This is a genomic window from Halorussus caseinilyticus (assembly GCF_029338395.1).
In the GTDB taxonomy this organism is placed as follows: Archaea; Halobacteriota; Halobacteria; order Halobacteriales; family Haladaptataceae; genus Halorussus; species Halorussus caseinilyticus.
The window spans coordinates 2,789,085-2,809,652 of sequence record NZ_CP119809.1 but is presented as its reverse complement, the minus strand read 5'-3'; the positions used below and the strand labels follow the sequence as shown (position 1 = coordinate 2,809,652).

The window sequence follows — 20,568 nt, the reverse complement described above, 5'->3', positions numbered from 1 at the left end:
GGGAGACCTATCTGTCGCCCGGAAGATAGTAATTACGTGATTGACCACCGACTCCGGGGTTAAGCCCTCCTACGCGAGTCTGCGGTCGGCCCGCGCCCGCGGGCCGACCGCGAGTAATCCCCAGTTCGGCCTGCGGGAACCTCGTGGTGTTTAAGACCGGCAAGCACCTCGTTTTCCACATGAGCGAGGTCGAAAACGAGGCCGACGACGCGGCCGAATCAGCGGACGCGGCCGAATCAGCGGACGCGGCCGAATCAGCGGACGCGGCCGAATCAGCGGACGCGGCCGAATCAGCGGACGCGGCCGAATCAGCGGACGCGGCCGAGTCCGACGAGGTGGCCGACGCCGGGCGGGACGAGATTTGGATAGAGAAGTACCGACCCGAGACGTTGGACGAGGTGGCGGGCCACGACGACATCACGGCCCGACTGAAACGCTACGTGGAGCGCGACGACCTTCCGAACCTCCTGTTCTCGGGACCGGCGGGCGTCGGGAAGACGACCAGTGCGGTCGCCATCGCCAAGCAACTCTACGGCGACGACTGGGAGCAGAACTTCCTCGAACTCAACGCCTCCGACCAGCGCGGCATCGACGTGGTTCGGGACCGCATCAAGAACTTCGCGCGGTCGTCGTTCGGCGGGTACAACCACCGCATCATCTTCTTGGACGAGGCCGACTCACTCACCTCTGACGCACAGTCGGCGCTCCGCCGGACGATGGAGCAGTTCTCGTCTAACACCCGGTTCATCCTCTCGTGTAACTACTCCTCGAAGATTATCGACCCCATCCAGTCGCGGTGCGCGACGTTTCGGTTCGGCCCGATTTCCGAGGAGGGGGTCGCCGAGCAGATTCGGGAGGTCGCGGCCGAGGAGGACATCGAAACGACCGAGGACGGCGTGGACGCGCTGGTCTACGCCGCCGACGGCGACATGCGCAAGGCCATCAACGCGCTTCAGGCCGCGGCCGTGATGGGCGAAGTCGTGGACGAGGACGCGGTGTTCACCATCACCAGCACGGCCCGTCCCGAGGAGATAGAGAAGATGGTCACGCACGCTATCGAGGGCGACTTCACGAAGGCGCGAAAGGTCCTCGACGACCTGCTCACGAACAAGGGGATGGCGGGCGGCGACATCATCGACCAACTCCACCGGTCGGTGTGGGAGTTCGACTTGGACGACGAGGCCACCGTGCGCCTGATGGACCGCGTGGGCGAAGTGGACTACCGAATCACCGAGGGCGCGAACGAGCGAGTCCAGTTGGAGTCACTGCTGGCGTCGCTGTCGCTCGAAGACCGTTAGCCTCGGACTGGGCCGAAACAATCGCTCGTTTCGTCGGCGGTGGCGTTCGAGAAAACAGCTGTCGCCGAGAAAGCCCGCGTTGCTCCGGAAAACGGTCCGCAACGGCCGACTCGCTTTTACTCCGAAGGCCCGTATCCTGCGAGGAGTACATCATGGGACGGTATCCACGCAAGGCACGGGGCGCGCAGGTGAAGTGTATCGAGTGTAACGCGCCCGTGGTCAAGACGATAGACGGTCGTTTCGCCTGCGTCAGTTGCGGGTCCGAACCGCTCAGCGAGCGGTCGGACCCCACGGTGTCGGTCTCGGAGGACACCGCGTCCCCTGCGGACGACTGAACGTCTCTCGCTCGCCCGAATCAGACTTTTGTCGCTGGTCGTCCAATTGCTGGTCATGAGTCACGGCGCTCTCGCTCCGACGACCGACAGTCCCGACGCCGCGCTATCATGACCCCGGACGCGCCCATCCGCACCGAGTCGCTGACCAAGCGGTACGGCGACGACGCCGCGGTCCGGGACCTCACCTTCTCGGTCGAGCGCGGGGAGGTGTTCGGCTTTCTCGGGCCGAACGGCGCGGGCAAGACTACGACGATGCAGATGCTGACGACGCTGACTCGGCCCACCTCCGGCGAGGCGTGGGTCGCCGGGGAATCGGTGCGCGACCGGGACGCGGTGGTCGGTCACCTCGGGTACCTGCCCGAGGAACCGCCGATTCACGACGAACTCACCGGCCGCGAGCAACTGGAGTACGTCGCGGGACTCCGGGACCTGCCCGAGACCGAAGCGAGCGAGCGCATCCGCGAGTTGCTCGCGCGATTCGACCTCGCGGGCGACGCCGACGACCGCATCTCGACCTACTCGAAGGGGATGAAACAGAAGACCGCGCTGATTCAGGCGCTGGTCCACGACCCCGACGTGCTGTTTCTGGACGAACCCACCTCGGGACTCGACCCGCGGGCGGCCCGGACCGTCCGGAATCTGGTCTCGGAGGTGCGCGCGGAGGGGATGACCGTCTTCCTCTCGACGCACATCCTGCCGGTCGTGGAAGAACTGGCCGACCGCGTGGGCGTCCTCCACGAGGGCCGACTCGTGGCCGAGGGGTCGCCCGAGTCGCTGACCCACCGGGCGGAGTCGGGCGAGGAGTCCACCCTCGAAGAGGTGTTCCTCGAAGTCACCAGCGAGCGTCCGGAGGACGCCGCGAGTTCGGAAGACGAACCGTCGGAGTTCGCGCGATGAGGTCGCCGAACGCCTCGCACGCGGTCCGAATCGCCCGCGTCGAGGTGCGCCGGAGCGTCCGGGCGGTCCGGTCGAGCAACACCCGGACCGCCGCGTTCGGGATTGCGCTCCTGTTCTGGGTCGCCCTGCCGACGGTCGGCGGGGGGTACGTGGCCTACCGACTCGGGCGGGCGCTCCCCGAGGTGCCCGCGGCGGTTCCGGTCCTCGACTTCGTTCGCGGCGCGAGCGCGGTCGGGTGGGTTGGTCTCGCCGCACTTGCGGCGGCCCGGACCGCGGGCAAGAAGGGCGAACTCGACTCGCCCGAGGGGATTCTGACGACCGTTCCGGCGCGGGACGCCGCGCTCGGCCTCCTGCTGGCGGAGTACGCCCGGATGGCGCTGGTCGCGGCGATTCCGGTCCTGACGGTTGCCACCGCGCTCGCGGTCGGCGCGGGTGCGGTCGCTCCGCTGGCGGCGATTCCGGCGACGGCGGCGCTCGTCCTCGCGGTGGCGCTCTCGCTCGGCTTTCCGGTCGGCATCGGCGTCAAGTGGGCCACGCTCAGGTCGCCGTGGTTGGCCCGCCACAAGACCGCCCTGTTGGTCGTGGCGTTCGGTCTCTACTTCCTCGCCGTGACCTCCCGAGCGCTCGACGACGTGGTTTCGTTCCTCCAGCGCGCGCTCGGGGACACGCCGATGGCGTGGTTCGGCGACGCCGCCCTGCTCGGCCTGCCGGGTATCGAGGCGGTGCCGACCCACGCGCTCGGCGCGGCGGCGCTGGCGGCGGTCCTCGTTCCGGCGCTGGCGGCGGCCGGGATTCGGTCGGCGACGGCGCTGTGGTACGCCGACCGCGCGCGACCCGACTCTACCGAAGATGACCGCGCCTCGCTCGCGCGCGGCGCGGGCGAGGCGCGTGAGACGCGCGAGCGCGGAACTACGGGAACGGACGCGGGCGCGCTTGCAGGTACGGACTCGCATGGTCCGTCCGCGCCCGCGACGGCCCGCGAGACGCGCGCGAGCGTCGGCGAGCGCGCGCTCGCCCCGTTTTCGCCGCTCCTCGCCCGGCCGACCCGAACCGTAACGCTGGCGGTGTGGCGGCGGACCCGGCGCGCGCCGATTCGCATCCTCTACGTCGCCTACCCGCTGTTCTTCCTCTACGCGCCGCTTCGGACCGCCTTCGAGTCGGGCGTGCCGACCACTCTGCCGGTGCTGGTCGCGCTCTACGGCACGTGGGCGGTGGGCGCGCTGGCGTTGAACCCCCTCGGCGACGAGGGGTCGGTCCTGCCGACGACCCTGCTGTCGGGCATCGACGGCCGCCAGTTCGTCGCCGGGCACGTCCTGTCGGCGGCGCTGGTCGGCGTCCCCGTCGTCACGATGGCGACCGGCGCGGCGGCCGCGCTGAGTCCGCTCGCGCCGACCGACGCGCTGGCGCTGACCGCGGCCAGCGCGCTCCTCGTGGTGGCCGGGACGGTGCTGGCGGTGGGCGTCGGCGTCCTCTTCCCGCGGTTCGGCACGGTCGAGGTGTTCCGGAGCAGGGAGGTCACGATGCCGAGCAAGGGCGCGTTCGCGGCCTACTCGCTGGCGCTTCTCGGCGGCGGCGTCGGCGCGATGGTCGCGGCGGTGGAACCGGTCGCCGGGTTGGTCGGCGCGCTAGTCGGCGTCTCGCAGGTCGTCGTGCGAGTAGTGGGTGGCGCGATGGCGGTCCTCGTCGGCGCGGTGGGACCGGTGGTGGCGTACCGGTGGGCGGTGCGGAAGTTCGAGGGGTATGCGCTGGATTGACACGGCGTCGCAGGGACGGGGTCCCGTTGCGGGAATCATATGGGTATTTTTAAGATAGGTAAATATTGCTAAAGCAAATGTATATAATTGCAGTCATCCACGCCGCCGACGCCGGGAGCGGGTCACAACCTCCGTTGCGGAACTGTTTTACCCGTTCGTTGGCGAAATACGCATAATAATGAGTGAACTCGAAGAGGAGTACCGCCTCGACTATTTCGAGGAGGAGGGCTTCGTCAGGAAGGAGTGTACCGACTGCGGTGACTTCTTCTGGACGCGCGACACCGAGCGAGAGACCTGCGGCGAACCGCCCTGCGAGAACTACCAGTTCATCGACGACCCCGGCTTTCCGGAGGCTCACACGCTCGAAGAGATGCGGGAGGCGTTCCTCTCGTTCTTCGAGGACAACGACCACGAGCGCATCGACCCCTACCCGGTCGCCGCGAACCGCTGGCGCGACGACGTACTGCTGACCCAAGCGTCCATCTACGACTTCCAACCGCTCGTCACCTCGGGCGAGACGCCGCCGCCCGCCAACCCCCTCACCATTAGCCAACCCTGCATCCGGATGCAGGACATCGACAACGTGGGCAAGACCGGCCGCCACACGATGGCGTTCGAGATGATGGCCCACCACGCGTTCAACGCCCGCGAGGACATCGAGGACCCCGACCAGTACGCCTATCAGGGCGAAGTCTACTGGAAGGACGAGACGGTCCAGTACTGCGACGAGTTCTTCGAGTCGATGGGCGCGGACCTCGAAGACATCACCTACATCGAGGACCCGTGGGTCGGCGGCGGCAACGCCGGACCCGCTATCGAAGTCATCTACAAGGGCGCGGAACTCGCCACGCTGGTCTTCATGTCGATGGAACAGGACCCCGACGGCGAGTACGAGATGAAAGACGGCAACCGGTACTCCAAGATGGACACCTACATCGTGGACACCGGGTACGGTCTCGAACGCTGGACGTGGGTCTCGCAAGGCACCCCGACCGTCTACGAGGCGGTCTACCCCGAGATGATAGGGTTCCTGAAGAACAACGCGGAAATCGAACACACCGACGAGGAAGAGACGTTGGTCCACCGCGCCTCGAAACTCGCGGGTCACATGGACATCGACGAGGCCGAGGACATGGAGGCCGCCCGCGACAACATCGCCCGCGAGTTGGACGTGTCCACCTCGGAACTCGAAGCCCTGCTCGAACCCCTCGAAGACATCTACGCCATCGCCGACCACTGTCGGACGCTGGCGTACATGCTCGGCGACGGCATCGTCCCCTCGAACGTCGGCACGGGGTATCTCGCCCGGATGGTCCTCCGGCGGACCAAGCGCCTGTGTGACAACGTGGGCGTGGACGCCCCGTTGGACGAACTCGTGGACATGCAGGCCGAGCGACTGGGTTACGAGAACCGCGACACGGTTCGGGACATCGTTCGCACGGAGGTCGAGAAGTACCGCGAGACCCTCGAACAGGGCGGCCGCCGGGTCGAACGCCTCGCCAAGGAGTACGCCGAGAAGGGCCAACCCATCCCGACCGACGAACTGGTCGAACTCTACGATTCGCACGGCATCCAACCCGACATGGTCGAGGAAATCGCGGCGGACTTTGGCACGAAGGTCGAGGTGCCCGACGACTTCTACAGCGTCGTCGCCTCCCGCCACGACTCCGGGCAGGCCTTCGAGGAGGAAGAGGACGAAGACGACAGACTCGCCGACCTGCCCAAGACCGAACGCCAGTTCTACGAGGACCAGTACGGCACCGACTTCGAGGCGGTCGTCCTCGACGTGTTCGAACGCGACGGCGAGACCGTGGACGGCGAACCTGTCTACGACGTGGTTCTCGACCAGACGATGTTCTACCCCGAGGGAGGGGGCCAGCCTTCGGACCGCGGGACGCTGACCACCGACGAGAAGAGCGTGCAGGTCAGCGACGTGCAGGTCGAAGACGGCGTCGTCCTCCACCGGACCGACGACGAGGTAAGCAAGGGCGACATCGTTCGCGGGAAGATAGACCGGGAGCGTCGGCGTCGGTTGATGCGCCACCACACCGCGACCCACATCGTCGTCCACGCCGCCCGCGAGGTACTCGGCGACCACATCCGGCAGGCGGGTGCCCAGAAGGGTATCGACAGTTCCCGTATCGACGTGCGCCACTACGAGCGCATCGACCGCGAGACCAAAGAGGAAATCGAGATGGTCGCCAACGAACTCGTGATGGAGAACACGTCGGTCCAACAGGAGTGGCCCAACCGCCACGAGGCCGAAGAGGAGTACGGATTCGACCTGTACCAAGGCGGCATCCCGGCGGGCCAGAACATCCGTCTCATCCACGTCGCCGAAGACGTGCAGGCCTGCGGTGGGACCCACGTCCGGCGGACCGGCGACGTTGGGACCATCAAGATTCTGAACACCGAACGCGTCCAAGACGGCGTGGAACGCCTCACCTTCGCCGCGGGTGAGGCCGCTATCGAGGCGACCCAGCGCACCGAGACTGCGCTCGCGGAGGCCGCCGACGTTCTCGACGTGGCCCCCGAGGAAGTGCCCGAGACCGCTCAGCGGTTCTTCGACGAGTGGAAGGACCGCGGCAAGCAAATCGAAGACCTCAAAGAGCAACTCGCCGAGGCCCGAGCCTCGGGCGGCGGCGGTGGCCAAGAGGTCGAAGTCGGCGACACCGTGGCCGTCGTCCAGCGACTCGACGGCGATATGGACGAACTCCGGGCGACCGCCAACGCTCTCGTGGAGGAGGGCAAAATCGCAGTTCTCGGAAGCGGCGCGGACGGCGCGACGTTCGTGGTCGCGGTCCCCGAGGGCGTCGCCGTCAACGCTGGCGAAGTCGTCGGCGAACTCGCCCGGAAGGTCGGCGGCGGCGGCGGCGGTCCCGCGGACTTCGCACAGGGCGGCGGTCCCGACGCCGAGAAGTTAGACGACGCACTGGACGAGGCCCCCGACGTGCTGAAGCAGGTCCAGAACGCCTGATACATCGACGTTCGAACAACCGACGAAGGCGGTCGAGAACCGCACATCCGTTCTCTTTCGGCCGCTCACTCCGCGATTATCAACGATTATACTTTGATGGATATTTATATAATCGCCATTCGTTATCGGACCTAAATGGCACGCGAAAGGGTGGTTGTGAACGCGCGGCGGTGTCCGAGGAACGTCCGAACGACCGACCAGTGGGGGACCCACCCGTGAGCGACGATAGCCGACTCGCGGGCGTACTCCGGCGCGTCCTCCCCGACGCGGTGCGCGAACGCTACTTGGCGAAGTTCGCGCTCGCGCTCGTCGTCCTCGCGCTCCTGACGGGCGCGCTCGGCCTGTACACGTACGACCGGACGAGCGCGCAACTCCACGAGCAGGTGGACGACGAGTTGCTCACCGTCGCGGAGTTGGAGGCCCATCAACTCAGTTCGTGGTACGCCGAACGAAAGCAGACGGCCCGGATGCTCTCGAACGACGCCGTGATGCGGACCGACGACTACGAGCGTCTCGACATCCTTCTCAACGCCAAACTCCGGAGCCTTCCCGAGGAGGTGCGCGCGATTCACGTCGTGGACACCGAGTCGGCCGAAGTCGTCCAGAGTACCGAGTCGGAGATGCAGGACTCCAGACTTCAGACGCCGTGGCGCGACCGGATGTCGTCGATAGAGACCGCGGCGACCGTCTTCGTCTCCGCGCCGTACCGAAGCGACGGCGAGGCGACTATCGCGTTCGTCAGTCCAGTCCTGAACCAGCAAAACAGGACGGTAGTGCTGGAAGTGGACGCCGGAATCGTATCCAACCACCTTCGAAGCCCCTACAACGACAGTTACGCGCAGGTCGTCAACGGCAACGGGACCGTCGTCCTCGCCCAGCGCGAGGGGCGCATCCTCGACACGTACACCGACGACTCGCAAGCCCTCGAACGGGGTCGAAAGGCGCTCTCGGGGACCGTGAAGGCCGACGCGAGTGAAGGGCTACTGAACGAGCGACACGTCGTCGCGTACAAACCGGTCGAGAACACCGACTGGGTCGTCCTCGTACACGCGCCTAACCGGGTCGCCTACAGCGTCGTCACCGACGTTCGGACGAGCATCGTCGTCCTCGTCGGCGCGGTGATACTCGGCTTAGGTCTCATCGGCGCGACCCTCGGGCGCAACACGGTCAACGCGCTCCAGTCGGTGTCCGCCGACGCCGCGTCCATCGCGGAGGGTCGACTCGACGTGGACCCCGAGCGGTCGCACCGGACCGACGAAATCGGTACGCTACAGGACTCGTTCGTGGCGATGCAGTCGTACCTGAACACGGTCGCGGCGCAGGCAGAGGCGCTCGCGGCCCAAGACTTCGACGCCGACGTTCTCGACGAGGAGGTTCCCGGCGAGTTCGGCGAGACCCTCGCCGAGATGCAGTCGGACTTACAGCGACTCATCACCGAGACCGAACGGGCGAAGGCCGAGGCCGAGAGCGCCAAGGACGACGCCGAGCGAGCGAGACGCGAGGCCGAGGCGCTCAACGAGTCGCTCGAACGCAAGGCCGCGGAGTTCGGCGAGGTGATGGAGGCGGCGGCGTCGGGCGACCTGACCCGCCGGATGGACACCGACAGCGAGAGCGAGGCGATGGCCCGCATCGCCGAGGAGTTCAACGCCATGATGCTCTCGCTCGAAGAGACGCTGGTTCGGATTCAGGAGTTCGCCGACTCGGTTGACGAGTCGAGCGAGCGCGTGGTCGAGAACGCCGAGTCGGTCGAGAACGCCAGTCGGGAGGTCAGCGAGTCGATGCAGGACATCTCGAAGGGTGCCACCGAGCAGACCGACAATCTGGACCAAGTGGCCAGCGAGATGGACGACCTCTCGGTCACGGTCGAGGAGATTGCGGCGTCGTCCGACGAGGTGGCCACGACCTCCCAGCAGGCCGCCGAAGTCACCGAGTCGGGGAGCGACCACGCCGCCGACGCCCTCGGAGAGATGGACGAAATCGAGCGCACGGCCGACGAAACGGTCGAGGAAGTCGAGCGCCTCGACCGGGAGATGGAGGAAATCGGCGACATCGTGGGGGTAATCGACGACATCGCCGAACAGACCAACCTGCTCGCGCTCAACGCCAACATCGAGGCCGCTCGCGCTGGCGAGGCCGGTGAGGGCTTCGCGGTGGTCGCCGACGAAATCAAGAGCCTCGCCGAGGAGACGGCGACGGCGACCCAGAACATCGAGGCGCTCATCGACGAGGTGCAGACCGCGACCGACCGAGCGGTCGCCGACATGCGCGAGATGGGCGACCGCATCTCGGACGGGACCGAGACGGTCGAGTCGGCCCTGACCGCGCTGGACGAGGTGGGCGAGTACGTCGAGGACGCGAACGCGGGCATCCAGTCCATCAACGACGCCACGGACGAACAGGCCGCCTCGACGGAGGAGGCCGTGGCGATGGTGGACGAGGTGGCCTCCACCAGCGAGCAAGCGGCGTCCGAGGCCGAGTCGGTGGCGGCGGCGGCCGAACAGCAGACGGCCGCGGTGACGGAAATCACCGAGAGCGCCCAGCGACTCTCGGCGCGTTCGGACGAACTCAGCGAGATTCTCGCCGGGTTCGACCTCGAAGTCGAGTCGTCGGCCGAATCGGAGACCGGTCCGACCGCCGAGACGTTGGCCGACGGCGGACCCACCGACGACTGGGAGTTCGGCGACCGAGACGGCGACTCGGCCGACGAGTAGGTCGGGTCTGGGTCGGACGCCGACGCCTCCGCTCGCACCGACCGGTCGGTGACTCGTCTCACGATTGGTTACCCTTCTCATGTGTCCGATTCTACAACACGCTCAAGTGGGAGGAGTCGCAACACTTCCAACGGAGTCTAACAGTGACGACCGACGAGTCCTCGTTACGCGAATCCGGTAGCACGCCGTCCGACGACACCGACCAACTCCGCTCGTCGCCCGCGGACGACGCGGACGAGGTTCGTTCGGCGGGTGGCGGTGGTTTGCGTGCGATACCAGACGACGAATCCATCGACGTACCCGACGACCCCGTTCGAATACCAGACACGGAGTACGACGCGTCCGACCGCGACCTCAAACGGGCGCTCGACGATTTCTACGCGGACTGACGCGGGCCTATCGGTCGAACAGCCAGCGTTTGGCCTGCGCCACGACAGACCGGCGGCGACGGGCCAACCGCCGAGTGAGCGCGTCGTTCACTCGGCGGAGCCGTGCGTTCTGGGTCTCCAGACGCTGAACCTCCTCGCGGAGTCGCCGACGGTCGGCGTCGAGTTCGTCGTAGACCCGCGCGAGTTCCCCGTCGGAGCGCGCGCGTTCGACCGATTCGGCGACGACGGGTCCGCCCGTGGCGCTGGCCCGTCCGACTTCGCCGTCCGGCCGGTCGGACGCGCTAGCGGCCCTGTGGCCGCGCTCCGACGACGCCTCGTCGGGTCCGGCCCGCCGCACGGCGTCTTCGAGTGCGGCGTCTCCCAGCGCGTGTTCGTCGCCGGTCTGTCTCGCGAGAACGGCGTTGACGACGCCGCCGAACAGGAGGACCAGACTGCTGAAGTAGAGCCATATCAACAGGAGGAACGCGCTCCCGAGCGTCCCGTACACCGCTTCGTACCGCGCGGCGTAGGTCACGTACCCCTGAAACCCCGCCTCCAACGCGGCCCATCCGACCGCCGCCACCAGCGTACCGGGCAGGACCTGCCGCGGGGTCACGTCCACGTCGGGGAAGACGTAGTAGATGGGGAAGAACGCGACTGCGAGACCGACGACCAGAAAGAGCGAGTTGAGCGCGGGCGGATACGGCAGGTCGGGGACGAGCGCGGCCACCACGCCGACGGCGACGAAGGCGACGATGGCGACGGTGAGCGCGGTGAAGACGACCACCGCGTTCTCGAACTGGCGCAACAGCGTCTTGTTCGACTCGGTGCCGTAAATCTTGGAGAAGGCAACGTCGAGACCCCGGAAAATCTTGGAGATTCCCCACAGGAGCGTGAGGACCCCGACCACCGACACGCCGGTCTGGGCGGTGGCAATGTCGAGCGATTCGACCACCAGACCGCGGGCGTAGGGCGTCAGAAACGGTTCGGTGGTCTCGGCGAGCGACGCGGTGAACGTCTCGTTGCCGACCACCGAGAGGACGACGAGCGCGAACAGCAACAGCGGGAGCATCGAGACGAACGCGTAGTAGGCGATGCTCCCAGCCATGAACGTGACGTTCTCCTCGCGCGTCTCCCGCCACGACTCGCGGACGATTCTCTCCACCTCACTTCGAACCCCCATGATAGCGTTTCACGGGTGCGCGCGCCAAAACGCCGTCGCCCGATAGGGAAACGTCGATAGTGCTTAGAACAATCTATTTATTTGCTAAAGACACAAAAATATTTCTACATTCGCACCGAGCGTACGTTCTCCCGCCGGGATGTGCCCGACTGACCACGGGCGAACGCTCGGCCGACCAACCGACAGGGTGGGATAAAGGGGCCGCCCGGTCGCGGGTCACGCGAGCGGTCCGCGGCGCGGAGTGCCGCGACTGCGAACAGTGCAACCGTGAGCAAGCGAGTGTGACCTCGGCGGACGCGGTTTGTCCGCCGGTGGCCGATAGGCCCGTGGTCGTCTGACCGACCACTACCCGAGCGAGTGAACGGAGTGAACGAGACCTCGGAAGTCGCACGCTCGCGCAACGCAGTGAGCAGGACCGTCTTCCGGCGGCGACCGGCTGGGGCTTTCGAGGTGTTCACCGTCGCGGTTCTAGCTGTCGCGGTGCGTAGCGAGCAGACGGAGGATTTCGAAACTCTTCGACTCTGACTCCGACGACAGAGACAGCGACCACAAAAACAGCAGAGACGACGACAGAAACAACAACTCCAACACCGGCGACCCTGCCCGAACTTTCTTGTCGGAAGTCACCGTCTTCGGCGTGGGGGAGAACTCGTGAATACGCAACCGACACCGACCGACCAGTCACAGCAACGCCAATCGGGACCGTCTCAACAGGGCCAGCGACGACCGCGGACGTTCCGGACCGCGGTGGGACTCCCCGACCAGACGCGGCAAGCCGTCGTCGGGATGCTCAACCAGAGCCTCGCCGACACGACGGACCTGATGACCCAGTGCAAGTTCGCCCACTGGAACGTCAAGGGGATGAACTTCTACCAGTTGCACCTGCTGTTCGACGAGATTGCCGAGGTCTTCGAGGACCACGCCGACATCATCGCCGAGCGAACGACGGCGCTCGGCGGCGAGGCAACCGGTACCGTCCGAACCGCGGCGGCCACCAGCCGAATCCCGGAGATTCCGCCGGACGCGACCACCGGACCGGAGTACGTCGCGGCGCTGGTCGAACGCGTGGGCATCCACGCCAACAACCTCCGGTCCGAAATCGAGGCGGCGGTCCAGCACGACGACGAGGACACCGCCGACATGTACACCGAACTCTCGCGGGAGGTGGACAAGCAACTCTACTTCCTCGAAGCTCACTTGCAGGCAGTGAACCCCGACGCGATTCCGGACAGTCCGGGGGCGTCGATGCGACGGGGTGGTGGCTCGCAGGGCGGTCGGCCGTCGCAGTACCGCCAGCAGTCTCAGCAGGGAGCGCAGTCTCAGCGAGGCGTCAACCGGATGCAGGGTCAGCAGACCGGCCAGCAGGGTTACGGCGGACGAACGCGGTACTGACGGCTCAGACCTCGACTTCCACGCCCAGCACTCGCTCGGCGGCTACGCCGACCTTCAGTAACGTTTTTCGGAGGGAGAGACTCTCGATACCGAAAGTGAGGACGGACACCAGTTTCAGGGTACCGCCTGTTCAGTCGTCGGAAAAGACTAATATACTCACGTCAAGTAGTGAAACACGAACAGATGAGCGAGAAGCTTGCGGACGCGCTCGGTGCTTCGACCTCCGAGACGGTCAGAGAACGGTACGAAGCTCTCAAACACACGACCGGGGACGCCGAAATCGACTGGTCCGCGGCGCTGTCGGAGTACCGGAGTGAACTTCCGGAGCGGTCGTCGGATTTCGAACGAACTCTCGCTATGATGCAGTGGACTTCGATTCCCGAATCACTAGTCTCCCCAACCGATTTCCACCAGTACGGATTCTCCTCCGAGCGACGAAGCGAACATTGAGGTCTTTTTCGGATGTTCTTGGATGTAATCGACACGAACGTCTGGGTGCAAGCTATCAATTGGCAAACTGATTGGGCGGAGAAATTATACGACGAAGTAGTCGCTGACCAACGCTTCGTTTATCTCAGTCGGTATATCGTCTCTGAAATCTACGAAGTTTCGCTACGTGAACGGGGTAAAGAGGGAGCAGAAGATGCACAGTTACATCTCAGTACACTCTGGAACCTCGATTCGACCGTTATGCCGCATCCGCAGGAAGTCATCACACCGCCGGATACGACTGACCTCTACGGGGGTCCGGTGAACCGACGCCGGACGAGTCCCTTGCAGATAACGCACTTACGTCACAACCCGTTTAGCCTTCTTCTTGAAGGGGTGTTCGATAGTTTAGAACGTGGTGACGCTCCGATTCTCGCCGACGCCTACAAGATGGCTCTTCTCTCCGAGCAAGGTATCGGAACGCACCGAAAACAGATAGCAAATCCTGTTCTCGTCCGCCGACCGGAAGAGATGCGCTTTTTCAACCGACTACGGGACAACGGCGTCAGTAACCTTACGTCCCGTATCATCACGAACGATGGTGCGTTTTCGGACGTGAATCCGTCTTCCGTAGGAATCGACAACGTGGTGGTCGAAGAGTATCCGAAACTTTAGCACTCGAACGGGGTTCCGCCCTCTTACTCGACTTCCACGCCCAGCACTCGCTCGGCCGCCGCGCCGACCTCGGGAATCTTTTCTTCGGGCGCGTAGACGCCCAGTCGCCACTGGGCGCGCCCGGCGGCCCGTAGCCCTTCGACCAGCGGCGACTCGTCGGCGAGTCGCCGCACCTCGCCGTCCACGACCACGCGGGTCGAAGTCTCGGGCATGCTCGGTTCGCCGGGCGTATCGACCAGCACGTCGTCGTGCGACACGTCGGCGACTTCGGCGATGTCGCGCTCGAACCGCCGGACGCGCTCGCGCTCGGCGGTGACGACTTCTTCGGGTACCGCGTCGAGTTTGGCCCACGCCGCCCGCTTGTGGAGGTCCCGGTGTTCGAGACGCCGGGCGGCGTCGGCCGTCGCCTCGCAGTCCCGGAGCGCCGCGAGCAGTCGGTCGTCGGTCATCCGGGCGAACTGGGTCGCGTCGAGGTCCGTCGAGTCGAGCAGGCGCTCGCCCGCGCGTTCGAGCATCGCGCCCGCGATGCGCGAGACGTGGTGGCGGTAGACCGTCGCGTTCATCAGCGCGCGAGCGACCAGCGTCCCCTCGGCGGTCTGGACGTTGCCCTCCGAGAGGACGAGGCGGTCGTCGCGGAACTGGAGAGCCGCCAGAAGACGGGAGTGGTCGATGGTGCCGTAGGGGACGCCGGTGTGGTGGGCGTCCCGGACGAGGTAGTCCATCCGGTCCACGTCGAGTTCCCCGGCGACGAGTTGGCCGAGTTTCCCCTCGCCCGCGACGAGACCCGCCACCTCCTCGGGGTCGAGTCCGTGCGACTCCAGCACGTCGGCGAGTCGGCCCTCCCCGAGCAAGTCGTCTACCTCGTCGTGGTGTTTCCCGAGTCGGCGCTCGATGATGCCCTCGGTCTGGTGGCCGTAGGGACCGTGGCCCACGTCGTGGAGGAGCGCCGCCGCCCGGACCGCCTTCGCTCGCTGGCCCTCCACGTCGAGCAGGGAGCAGGCCTCCCGCGCGAGGTAGTAGACGCCGAGGCTGTGTTCGAACCGGGTGTGGTTCGCCGAGGGGTAGACGAGTCGGACCGTGCTGAGTTGCTTGATGTGGCGCAGTCGCTGGAGTTCGGGCGTTTCGAGCAGGTCGGCCGCGAGTTCGCAGATAGGGATGTGGTCGTGAACGCTGTCCTTGATGGCCTTCATGCCCTGCGGGTTGACCCACTGCCGACAAAATTCTGGCGTAGTCGCTCGGCCCGGTCGCGCTCGCGCCCGCTCTCACGGGCGCGAGCGCGACGACCCTCACCGACCGAGAGCGAACGACTCAAGCCCCGGTCCCTCGAACTTCCGGCCATGCCCTACGCGGACAGCGACGGCGTTTCTATCCACTACGAAGTCGGCGACGGCGACGGAACCGCGGCGGCCGAGACTCCCGTCGTTCTCCTCGCGGACGCGGGGTACGGCCCGTGGCAGTGGAGTTGGCAGTTTCCCGCGCTGGCGGGTCCTCACGACGTAATCGTCCCGAGCGCACGCGGAACCGGCGATTCGGAAACTCCCGACCCGGACGCCGCCGACGCCTACAGCATCGCGGCGATGGCCGCGGACCTCGAAGCGGTCCTCGCCGACTACGGCGCGCGAAAGGCCCACCTCGTCGGCGCGGGGATGGGCGGGATGGTCGCGCTCCGGTACGCGCTCGACTTCTCTCGCGCTCGGACGCTCGCCTTGCTCGGGACCTCGCCCGGCGGTCCGCGAGCGTCGGCGATTCCCGACGGCGTTCGGGAGCGCCTGATGGCGAGTCCCGCCGACGCCGACTCGCTCCGCCGGTCGCTCGAACCGGTCGCAAGCGGGGAACTGCTGGAGACCGACGACCTCGTGGAGCGAATCGCGGCGTGGCGACGCGCCGAGGACGCCGACCCCGCGGCCCAACGCGGCCACTTCGAGGCGATGGCCGACTTCGACGCCAGCGACCGCCTCTACGAGATTACGATTCCGGCGCTGGTCGCCCACGGCGCGGACGACCGGGTGGTTCCGGTCGAGGACGGCCGTCTGCTCGCAGACGGCCTGCCGAAGGGCGAGTTCCGGGAGTTCCCCGGCGAACACCTCTTCTTCGTGGAGCGCTCGAAGGCGGTCAACGACGCGCTGGTCGGGTTTCTGGACGACCACGACGCGGAGTAACTGGACTTGGACCTCGGTAGTCGCGAACTGTGGGTAATAGTGGGTAAAACTTATTCGTCGCCGAATGCTTTGGAGAGATATGCCCAAAGTAGACGCTGACGAGCTTCAAACCAACGAGACGGACGATAGAGGTAGGATGTATCTCGGAACCGAATACGCGAACAAGCGTGTGACCGTCGCCGTGGTCGAAGTCGAGTCGGACCGACCCGACGAGGACGAACTAGCCGCCGCGTACCGTGACGCTTCCGAAAGCGGGGAAACCCTCGCGGAGGAGTGGGCGGAAACGTCGAGTGAGGCGTGGAACGAACTGGATAGATGACTGACGAGGTGACGGTTGGTCGTGGCGATGTCGTCGTCGTTCGACTCGACCCTGCCGAAGGAAGTGAGATGAAGAAGACTCGGCCTGCCGTCGTCGTCCAGAACGACGTTGGAAACCGAAACGCCAACACGACGATAGTCGCTCCGGCGACGGGAACTCACCGGGGATACCCGTTCGAGGTATTGGTCGAAGCAGACAGTTCACCGCTCGAGAAGGACTCGTCGGTCCGTCTCGACCAAGTTCGAGTCGTCTCTGTCGAAACGCGAATTCACTCGGTCGCCGGACGACTCGACGACCAGACGATGGCCGAGATAGACGAGGCCCTGAAGTTGAGTCTCGGACTCGACTGACGTGGGTCACTGCGCCTGCAACAACGCCTACGGTCGCAGACGCCGAACCACTCGCCATGACGCTCTCGCTCGAACGCCGGGCCGCGCTCTGGGGGGACCGAACCGCGATAGTGGACGCGAGCGCCGACCGGCGGGTCAGCTACGCCGACCTCGAATCGGAGGCCGACGCGATGGCGCGCAGGCTTTCGGCGCTCGGTGTCGGGTCGGGTGACCCGGTGGCGGTCGTCTCGCGCAACCGGGTCGAGACGCTGGCGCTGTTGTTCGCGGTCCGGCGACTCGGGGCGGTGTTCGCGCCGATTTCCCACCGACTCACGCCCGCGACCGTCGAGGGACCGCTGGAGACCATCGACCCCGCGGCGGTGGTCCACGAGACGGCACAGCGCGACTTGGTTCGGGAACTCCCGAGCGACCGGACCCACGCCTTCGAGGACCTCGGCCGCCACGAGGGGGCGGACTACGAACGCGCCGACCCGGACCCCGACGAGTCGCTTTGCTACCTCCACACCGACGGGGGAGAGCGCGTGGTGGACCTTCCGGCGCGGGCGGTCGAGTGGAACTGCATCACTGCGGTCGCGGCGTGGGGTCTCGGCCGCGGCGACTGCGCGCCCGCCCTGTTGCCGTTCTCGGACGCCGACGGTCTCCTCTGCCTCGTCGCGCCGCTACTCTACGTCGGGGGCCGGGTGGTCGTCCTCCGGGCGTTCGACCCCGAGGACGCCATGCGCGCCGTGGACGCCGAGGGCGCGACCGCACTGCTCGCCGGACCGACCGAGTACCGCGAGGTGGTCGAGAGCGAGGCGTTCGAGACGACCGACTTCGGGAGTGTCGAGTGGGTCGGCACGCGGTCGGCGCTCCCCGCGGACGCCCGCGAGGAACTGGCCCGGTGCGCACCCGTGGTCCGGACCTACGGTCGGGTCGAGACCGGGCCGAACAACCTCTATCGCCCGCCGCAGTCGGCGTCCGGCGAGTCGCCGGACGCCGACTGCGTGGGCCGACCCTTCCCGGACTGCGAGGTCCGAGTCGCCGACGAGGACGGGAACCCGGTCGCCGAGGGTACGGTCGGCGAACTCCGGTTCCGCGGGCCGGTGACGGCCCGCGGTTATCTGGCGAGCGACGGAAGAGACGGAGAGGGCGGTGACGGAAGAGACGGCGAGACGTTCCCGGACTGGGTGCCGACCGGGGACCTCGCCCACCGCGAGGGCGGCGACTACTACCTCCTCGGGTCGGCGGACGAAGAGCGCCTCGACGGGAAGTGACCTGACGAGGAGAGACCGACAGTTACGCCGCGTCGGGCCCGGAACCGGACTCCGGGGACTCCTCACCGAGGTGGAGACCGGCGACGAGGCGGTTCGTGACGACCCGCGCGACGATGCCGACGAGTTCCGCGTCGGTCCCGCTGGCGGTCAGGTCGGCGAAGACCCCGAGCGGAATCTGGCCGCCCGCCATCTCGCGGTGGCCGCCCGCACTGCCAACGTCCTCGAAGATGTCGTGGAGGGCGTTGCCGATGTGGACCCGCGAGTCGGTCGAGCGCGCGCTGAGTTCTATCTCGTCGCCCACGATACCGAAGACGATGGCCGTCTCGACGCCCTCCAGCGTGGCGAGGTAGTCGGCGGCCTGCGGGAGAGCGTCTCGCTCGTTCGTCCGGCCGACGTGAGAGATGAGGACCGACCCCCGGACGATTCGGTTGTCCACCGCGTCGGCGATGGCGTCCACCGTCGCGCCGCTGACCGCCGGGGTCGAGAGTCGCCGGAGCATGTCCCCGTCGGCGTAGTCGTGCAACGTCTGGGCGGCCCCGTACTCGTGGGGGGTCACGCCGCGGAGGAACCCCAGCGTCTCCCGACGGATGGCGAACAGCAGTCCGGTCGCCAGTATCTCGTCGAACTCCACGTCTAACTCCCGGACGTACTCGGTGAGGATGGTCGCAGTCGCGCCGACCGACTCGCGGTGGTCCACGAACCGGGCGTCTATGTCCTCGGCAGGGTGGTGGTCCATCACGATGTCTATCGGAACGTCCTCGGGAACCTCGTTGTTCACGCCGGGCACGGAGTGGTCCACGAACGCGACGAGGGTCCCCTCCGGCCGGTCGCGCACGCTCTCGGGGTCGAACTGCTTGAGGTCCATCTCCAGCAGGTTGACGAACGCCCGGTTCTGCTGGTGGGAGATGTCGCCGCTGTAGAGGATTCGTCGCTCGTCGATTCCCGCGTCGGCGGCGATGCGGCCCAGCGCCAGCGCACTCGCCAGACAGTCCGGGTCGGGATTGTTGTGACAGACGATGCTGAGTTCTCCGCCGCCCGAGAGCAGGTCGTAGAGGGTCGTCGCGTTGCTCATTCTGTTCGACGTTCTCGTTACAGAGCCAAGAGGTTATGCATGATATTATCTCTCAACCGCTCTCTGGCCGTCCTGACGCGGTACCGGCAGGTTTCCCGGTAACGAAACCCCTTTTGACCGAGCGACGCTTGTTGTTCGACAATGAGCCGATTGCGAATCGCGTTCGTGAACGCCGCCCACGACGGCACCGACACCCGGCGGAACTTCCGGCGGGAGTTGGACGCCGACCTCGTGGAGTTCGACGCGACGGGCGGCGAGTTGCCCGAGACCTTCGACTTCGACGGAGTTGTGGTCTCCGGGTCTCGCTCGTCGGTCTACTGGGACGAAGAGTGGATAGAACCCACGAAAGCGTGGGTCGGAAACGCCATCGACGCCGGACTCCCGTGTCTCGGCGTCTGTTGGGGCCACCAACTTCTCGCCGACGTTCTCGGCGGCGAGGTAGACGACATGGGCGAGTACGAAATCGGCTACCGGGAAGTCGAACACACCGGCGACTCGCGCCTGTTCGACGGCATCGACCGGCGCTTCACCGTCTTCACCACCCACTCGGACGCGGTGGTCGAACTCCCGCCGGGCGCGGAGGAACTCGCGACCAACGACTACTCGAACCACGGCTTCCGGAAGGGCCGGGTGTTCGGCGTGCAGTTCCACCCCGAGTACGACACCGAGACGGCGGCGTCGGTCACGAAGGGCAAGGACCTACCCGACGAACGCATCGAGTCGGTCTTGGCGGGCATCAACGACGAGAACTACCACGCGGCCTGCGAAGCCAAACTGGTCTTCGAGAACTTCTGCGAGTTCGCCCGCGAGGTGCGGGAAGTAGACGCGCCGGGCGAGAGCGGTACGGTCTCGGCGTAACAGGCAATCGGAATGCTGTAGGCGGCCTTCGGCCATCTTCAGAGTTGTTATAGAATTATATACCGTTGTCTACGGTGGATTCTAATTGCTTTCTACCTAGTCGAAGACGACTGGCTGGCACGGGTCGGCTTCGACTATCGCCGCCCCGAGACGAACAGCACCGCGTCGCACTGCCACCGCGCCGTGAGAAGACCGAAGACGCGATGAGCTAGCTTCAGGCGGGAACCAATCAAGACCGCACCGCAACCGCCCCGCACAGCAACCGCGGACCACACCCTCCCCAACCGATTCGCTCACTCACGCCTTCGGCGCTCGTTCGCTCATCCCTCGCGCGGATGGGCGCGACCCGCAAGTGGTCGCGCCCGCACGCGCCGGGTCGAAAAATCCACCTCGCGCGAAATCCCCGCCACGCTCCCGCTTTTCGACCATCGCCGGACAGGTCATCCCCGAAACCCTTTATCCGAAAACGTCGAACCGCGGGCCATGCGCCGCTCGGCCGTCCTGACAGTCTGGCTCCTCCTCGTCCTCACCGGGTGCA

18 protein-coding genes are annotated in these 20,568 nt (G+C 66.3%); 15 read left to right on the top strand and 3 right to left on the bottom strand.

The genetic code is table 11. From position 1 onward, the window contains the following. Positions 1–179 precede the first annotated feature (179 nt). From P2T60_RS14200 to P2T60_RS14170, 7 genes are all read left to right on the top strand, one after another. On the top strand, positions 180–1,298 hold the full coding sequence (locus tag P2T60_RS14200) for a replication factor C small subunit (protein WP_382210260.1): 1,119 nt from the start codon (positions 180–182) through the stop codon (positions 1,296–1,298). Between the two features lie 152 nt (positions 1,299–1,450). Beyond that, a complete protein-coding gene (locus P2T60_RS14195) occupies positions 1,451–1,633 on the top strand; it encodes a hypothetical protein (RefSeq protein WP_276279904.1) in 183 nt (60 codons plus the stop codon). 108 nt (positions 1,634–1,741) lie between these two features. Next, positions 1,742–2,530: an ABC transporter ATP-binding protein gene (locus P2T60_RS14190; protein ID WP_276279903.1), complete on the top strand. Its 789-nt coding sequence runs from the start codon at positions 1,742–1,744 to the stop codon at positions 2,528–2,530. Further along, a complete protein-coding gene (locus P2T60_RS14185) occupies positions 2,527–4,284 on the top strand; it encodes a hypothetical protein (RefSeq protein ID WP_276279902.1) in 1,758 nt (585 codons plus the stop codon). Before P2T60_RS14190 ends, P2T60_RS14185 begins: the two co-directional genes overlap by 4 nt. A gap of 178 nt (positions 4,285–4,462) precedes the next feature. Then, positions 4,463–7,261 carry an alanine--tRNA ligase gene (gene alaS / locus P2T60_RS14180; protein ID WP_276279901.1) on the top strand — a complete coding sequence of 933 codons (2,799 nt, stop codon included), beginning with the start codon at positions 4,463–4,465 and terminating at the stop codon, positions 7,259–7,261. Positions 7,262–7,476: 215 nt separating this feature from the next. Further along, positions 7,477–9,972 carry a methyl-accepting chemotaxis protein gene (locus P2T60_RS14175; RefSeq protein WP_276279900.1) on the top strand — a complete coding sequence of 832 codons (2,496 nt, stop codon included), beginning with the start codon at positions 7,477–7,479 and terminating at the stop codon, positions 9,970–9,972. A gap of 143 nt (positions 9,973–10,115) precedes the next feature. Beyond that, on the top strand, positions 10,116–10,361 hold the full coding sequence (locus P2T60_RS14170; RefSeq protein ID WP_276279899.1) for a hypothetical protein: 246 nt from the start codon (positions 10,116–10,118) through the stop codon (positions 10,359–10,361). A 7-nt stretch (positions 10,362–10,368) separates the two neighbouring features. Here the strand turns inward: P2T60_RS14170 and P2T60_RS14165 are convergent, their stop codons facing one another. Then, complete coding sequence (locus tag P2T60_RS14165; protein ID WP_276279898.1) at positions 10,369–11,523, bottom strand: YihY/virulence factor BrkB family protein; 1,155 nt, start codon at positions 11,521–11,523, stop codon at positions 10,369–10,371. A gap of 651 nt (positions 11,524–12,174) precedes the next feature. Between P2T60_RS14165 and dps the strand changes: the two genes are divergently transcribed. The 3 genes from dps to P2T60_RS14150 all read left to right on the top strand — a co-directional run bounded on the left by dps (position 12,175) and on the right by P2T60_RS14150 (position 14,019). Further along, entirely contained in the window at positions 12,175–12,915 is a 741-nt protein-coding gene (gene dps, locus P2T60_RS14160; RefSeq protein WP_276279897.1) for a DNA starvation/stationary phase protection protein Dps, read from the top strand. A 183-nt stretch (positions 12,916–13,098) separates the two neighbouring features. After that, positions 13,099–13,365 carry a hypothetical protein gene (locus tag P2T60_RS14155; protein ID WP_276279896.1) on the top strand — a complete coding sequence of 89 codons (267 nt, stop codon included), beginning with the start codon at positions 13,099–13,101 and terminating at the stop codon, positions 13,363–13,365. Between the two features lie 12 nt (positions 13,366–13,377). Then, positions 13,378–14,019, top strand: a complete 642-nt coding sequence (locus P2T60_RS14150) for a hypothetical protein (RefSeq protein ID WP_276279895.1) — start codon at positions 13,378–13,380, stop codon at positions 14,017–14,019. A 23-nt stretch (positions 14,020–14,042) separates the two neighbouring features. On the opposite strand, the gene P2T60_RS14145 is transcribed toward P2T60_RS14150, so the two are convergent. Beyond that, a complete protein-coding gene (locus P2T60_RS14145; protein ID WP_276279894.1) occupies positions 14,043–15,209 on the bottom strand; it encodes an HD domain-containing protein in 1,167 nt (388 codons plus the stop codon). A gap of 147 nt (positions 15,210–15,356) precedes the next feature. Between P2T60_RS14145 and P2T60_RS14140 the strand changes: the two genes are divergently transcribed. The 4 genes from P2T60_RS14140 to P2T60_RS14125 all read left to right on the top strand — a co-directional run bounded on the left by P2T60_RS14140 (position 15,357) and on the right by P2T60_RS14125 (position 18,100). Next, entirely contained in the window at positions 15,357–16,178 is an 822-nt protein-coding gene (locus P2T60_RS14140; protein WP_276279893.1) for an alpha/beta fold hydrolase, read from the top strand. Between the two features lie 79 nt (positions 16,179–16,257). Then, positions 16,258–16,497: a hypothetical protein gene (locus P2T60_RS14135; protein WP_276279892.1), complete on the top strand. Its 240-nt coding sequence runs from the start codon at positions 16,258–16,260 to the stop codon at positions 16,495–16,497. Continuing rightward, the gene (locus P2T60_RS14130) at positions 16,494–16,847 is read left to right on the top strand and encodes a type II toxin-antitoxin system PemK/MazF family toxin (RefSeq protein ID WP_276279891.1); all 354 of its coding nucleotides are present in this window, start codon (positions 16,494–16,496) and stop codon (positions 16,845–16,847) included. The genes P2T60_RS14135 and P2T60_RS14130 overlap by 4 nt, the downstream gene beginning before the upstream one ends. Before the next feature lie 56 nt (positions 16,848–16,903). Then, complete coding sequence (locus P2T60_RS14125) at positions 16,904–18,100, top strand: class I adenylate-forming enzyme family protein (RefSeq protein ID WP_276279890.1); 1,197 nt, start codon at positions 16,904–16,906, stop codon at positions 18,098–18,100. Between the two features lie 22 nt (positions 18,101–18,122). On the opposite strand, the gene P2T60_RS14120 is transcribed toward P2T60_RS14125, so the two are convergent. Further along, positions 18,123–19,172: a DHH family phosphoesterase gene (locus P2T60_RS14120; protein ID WP_276279889.1), complete on the bottom strand. Its 1,050-nt coding sequence runs from the start codon at positions 19,170–19,172 to the stop codon at positions 18,123–18,125. 141 nt (positions 19,173–19,313) lie between these two features. Here P2T60_RS14120 and P2T60_RS14115 point away from each other — a divergent pair, with 141 nt between their 5' ends. Then, positions 19,314–20,030, top strand: coding sequence for a type 1 glutamine amidotransferase (locus P2T60_RS14115; protein ID WP_276279888.1), 717 nt, complete (start codon positions 19,314–19,316; stop codon positions 20,028–20,030). The last annotated feature ends 538 nt before the right edge of the window (positions 20,031–20,568 follow it).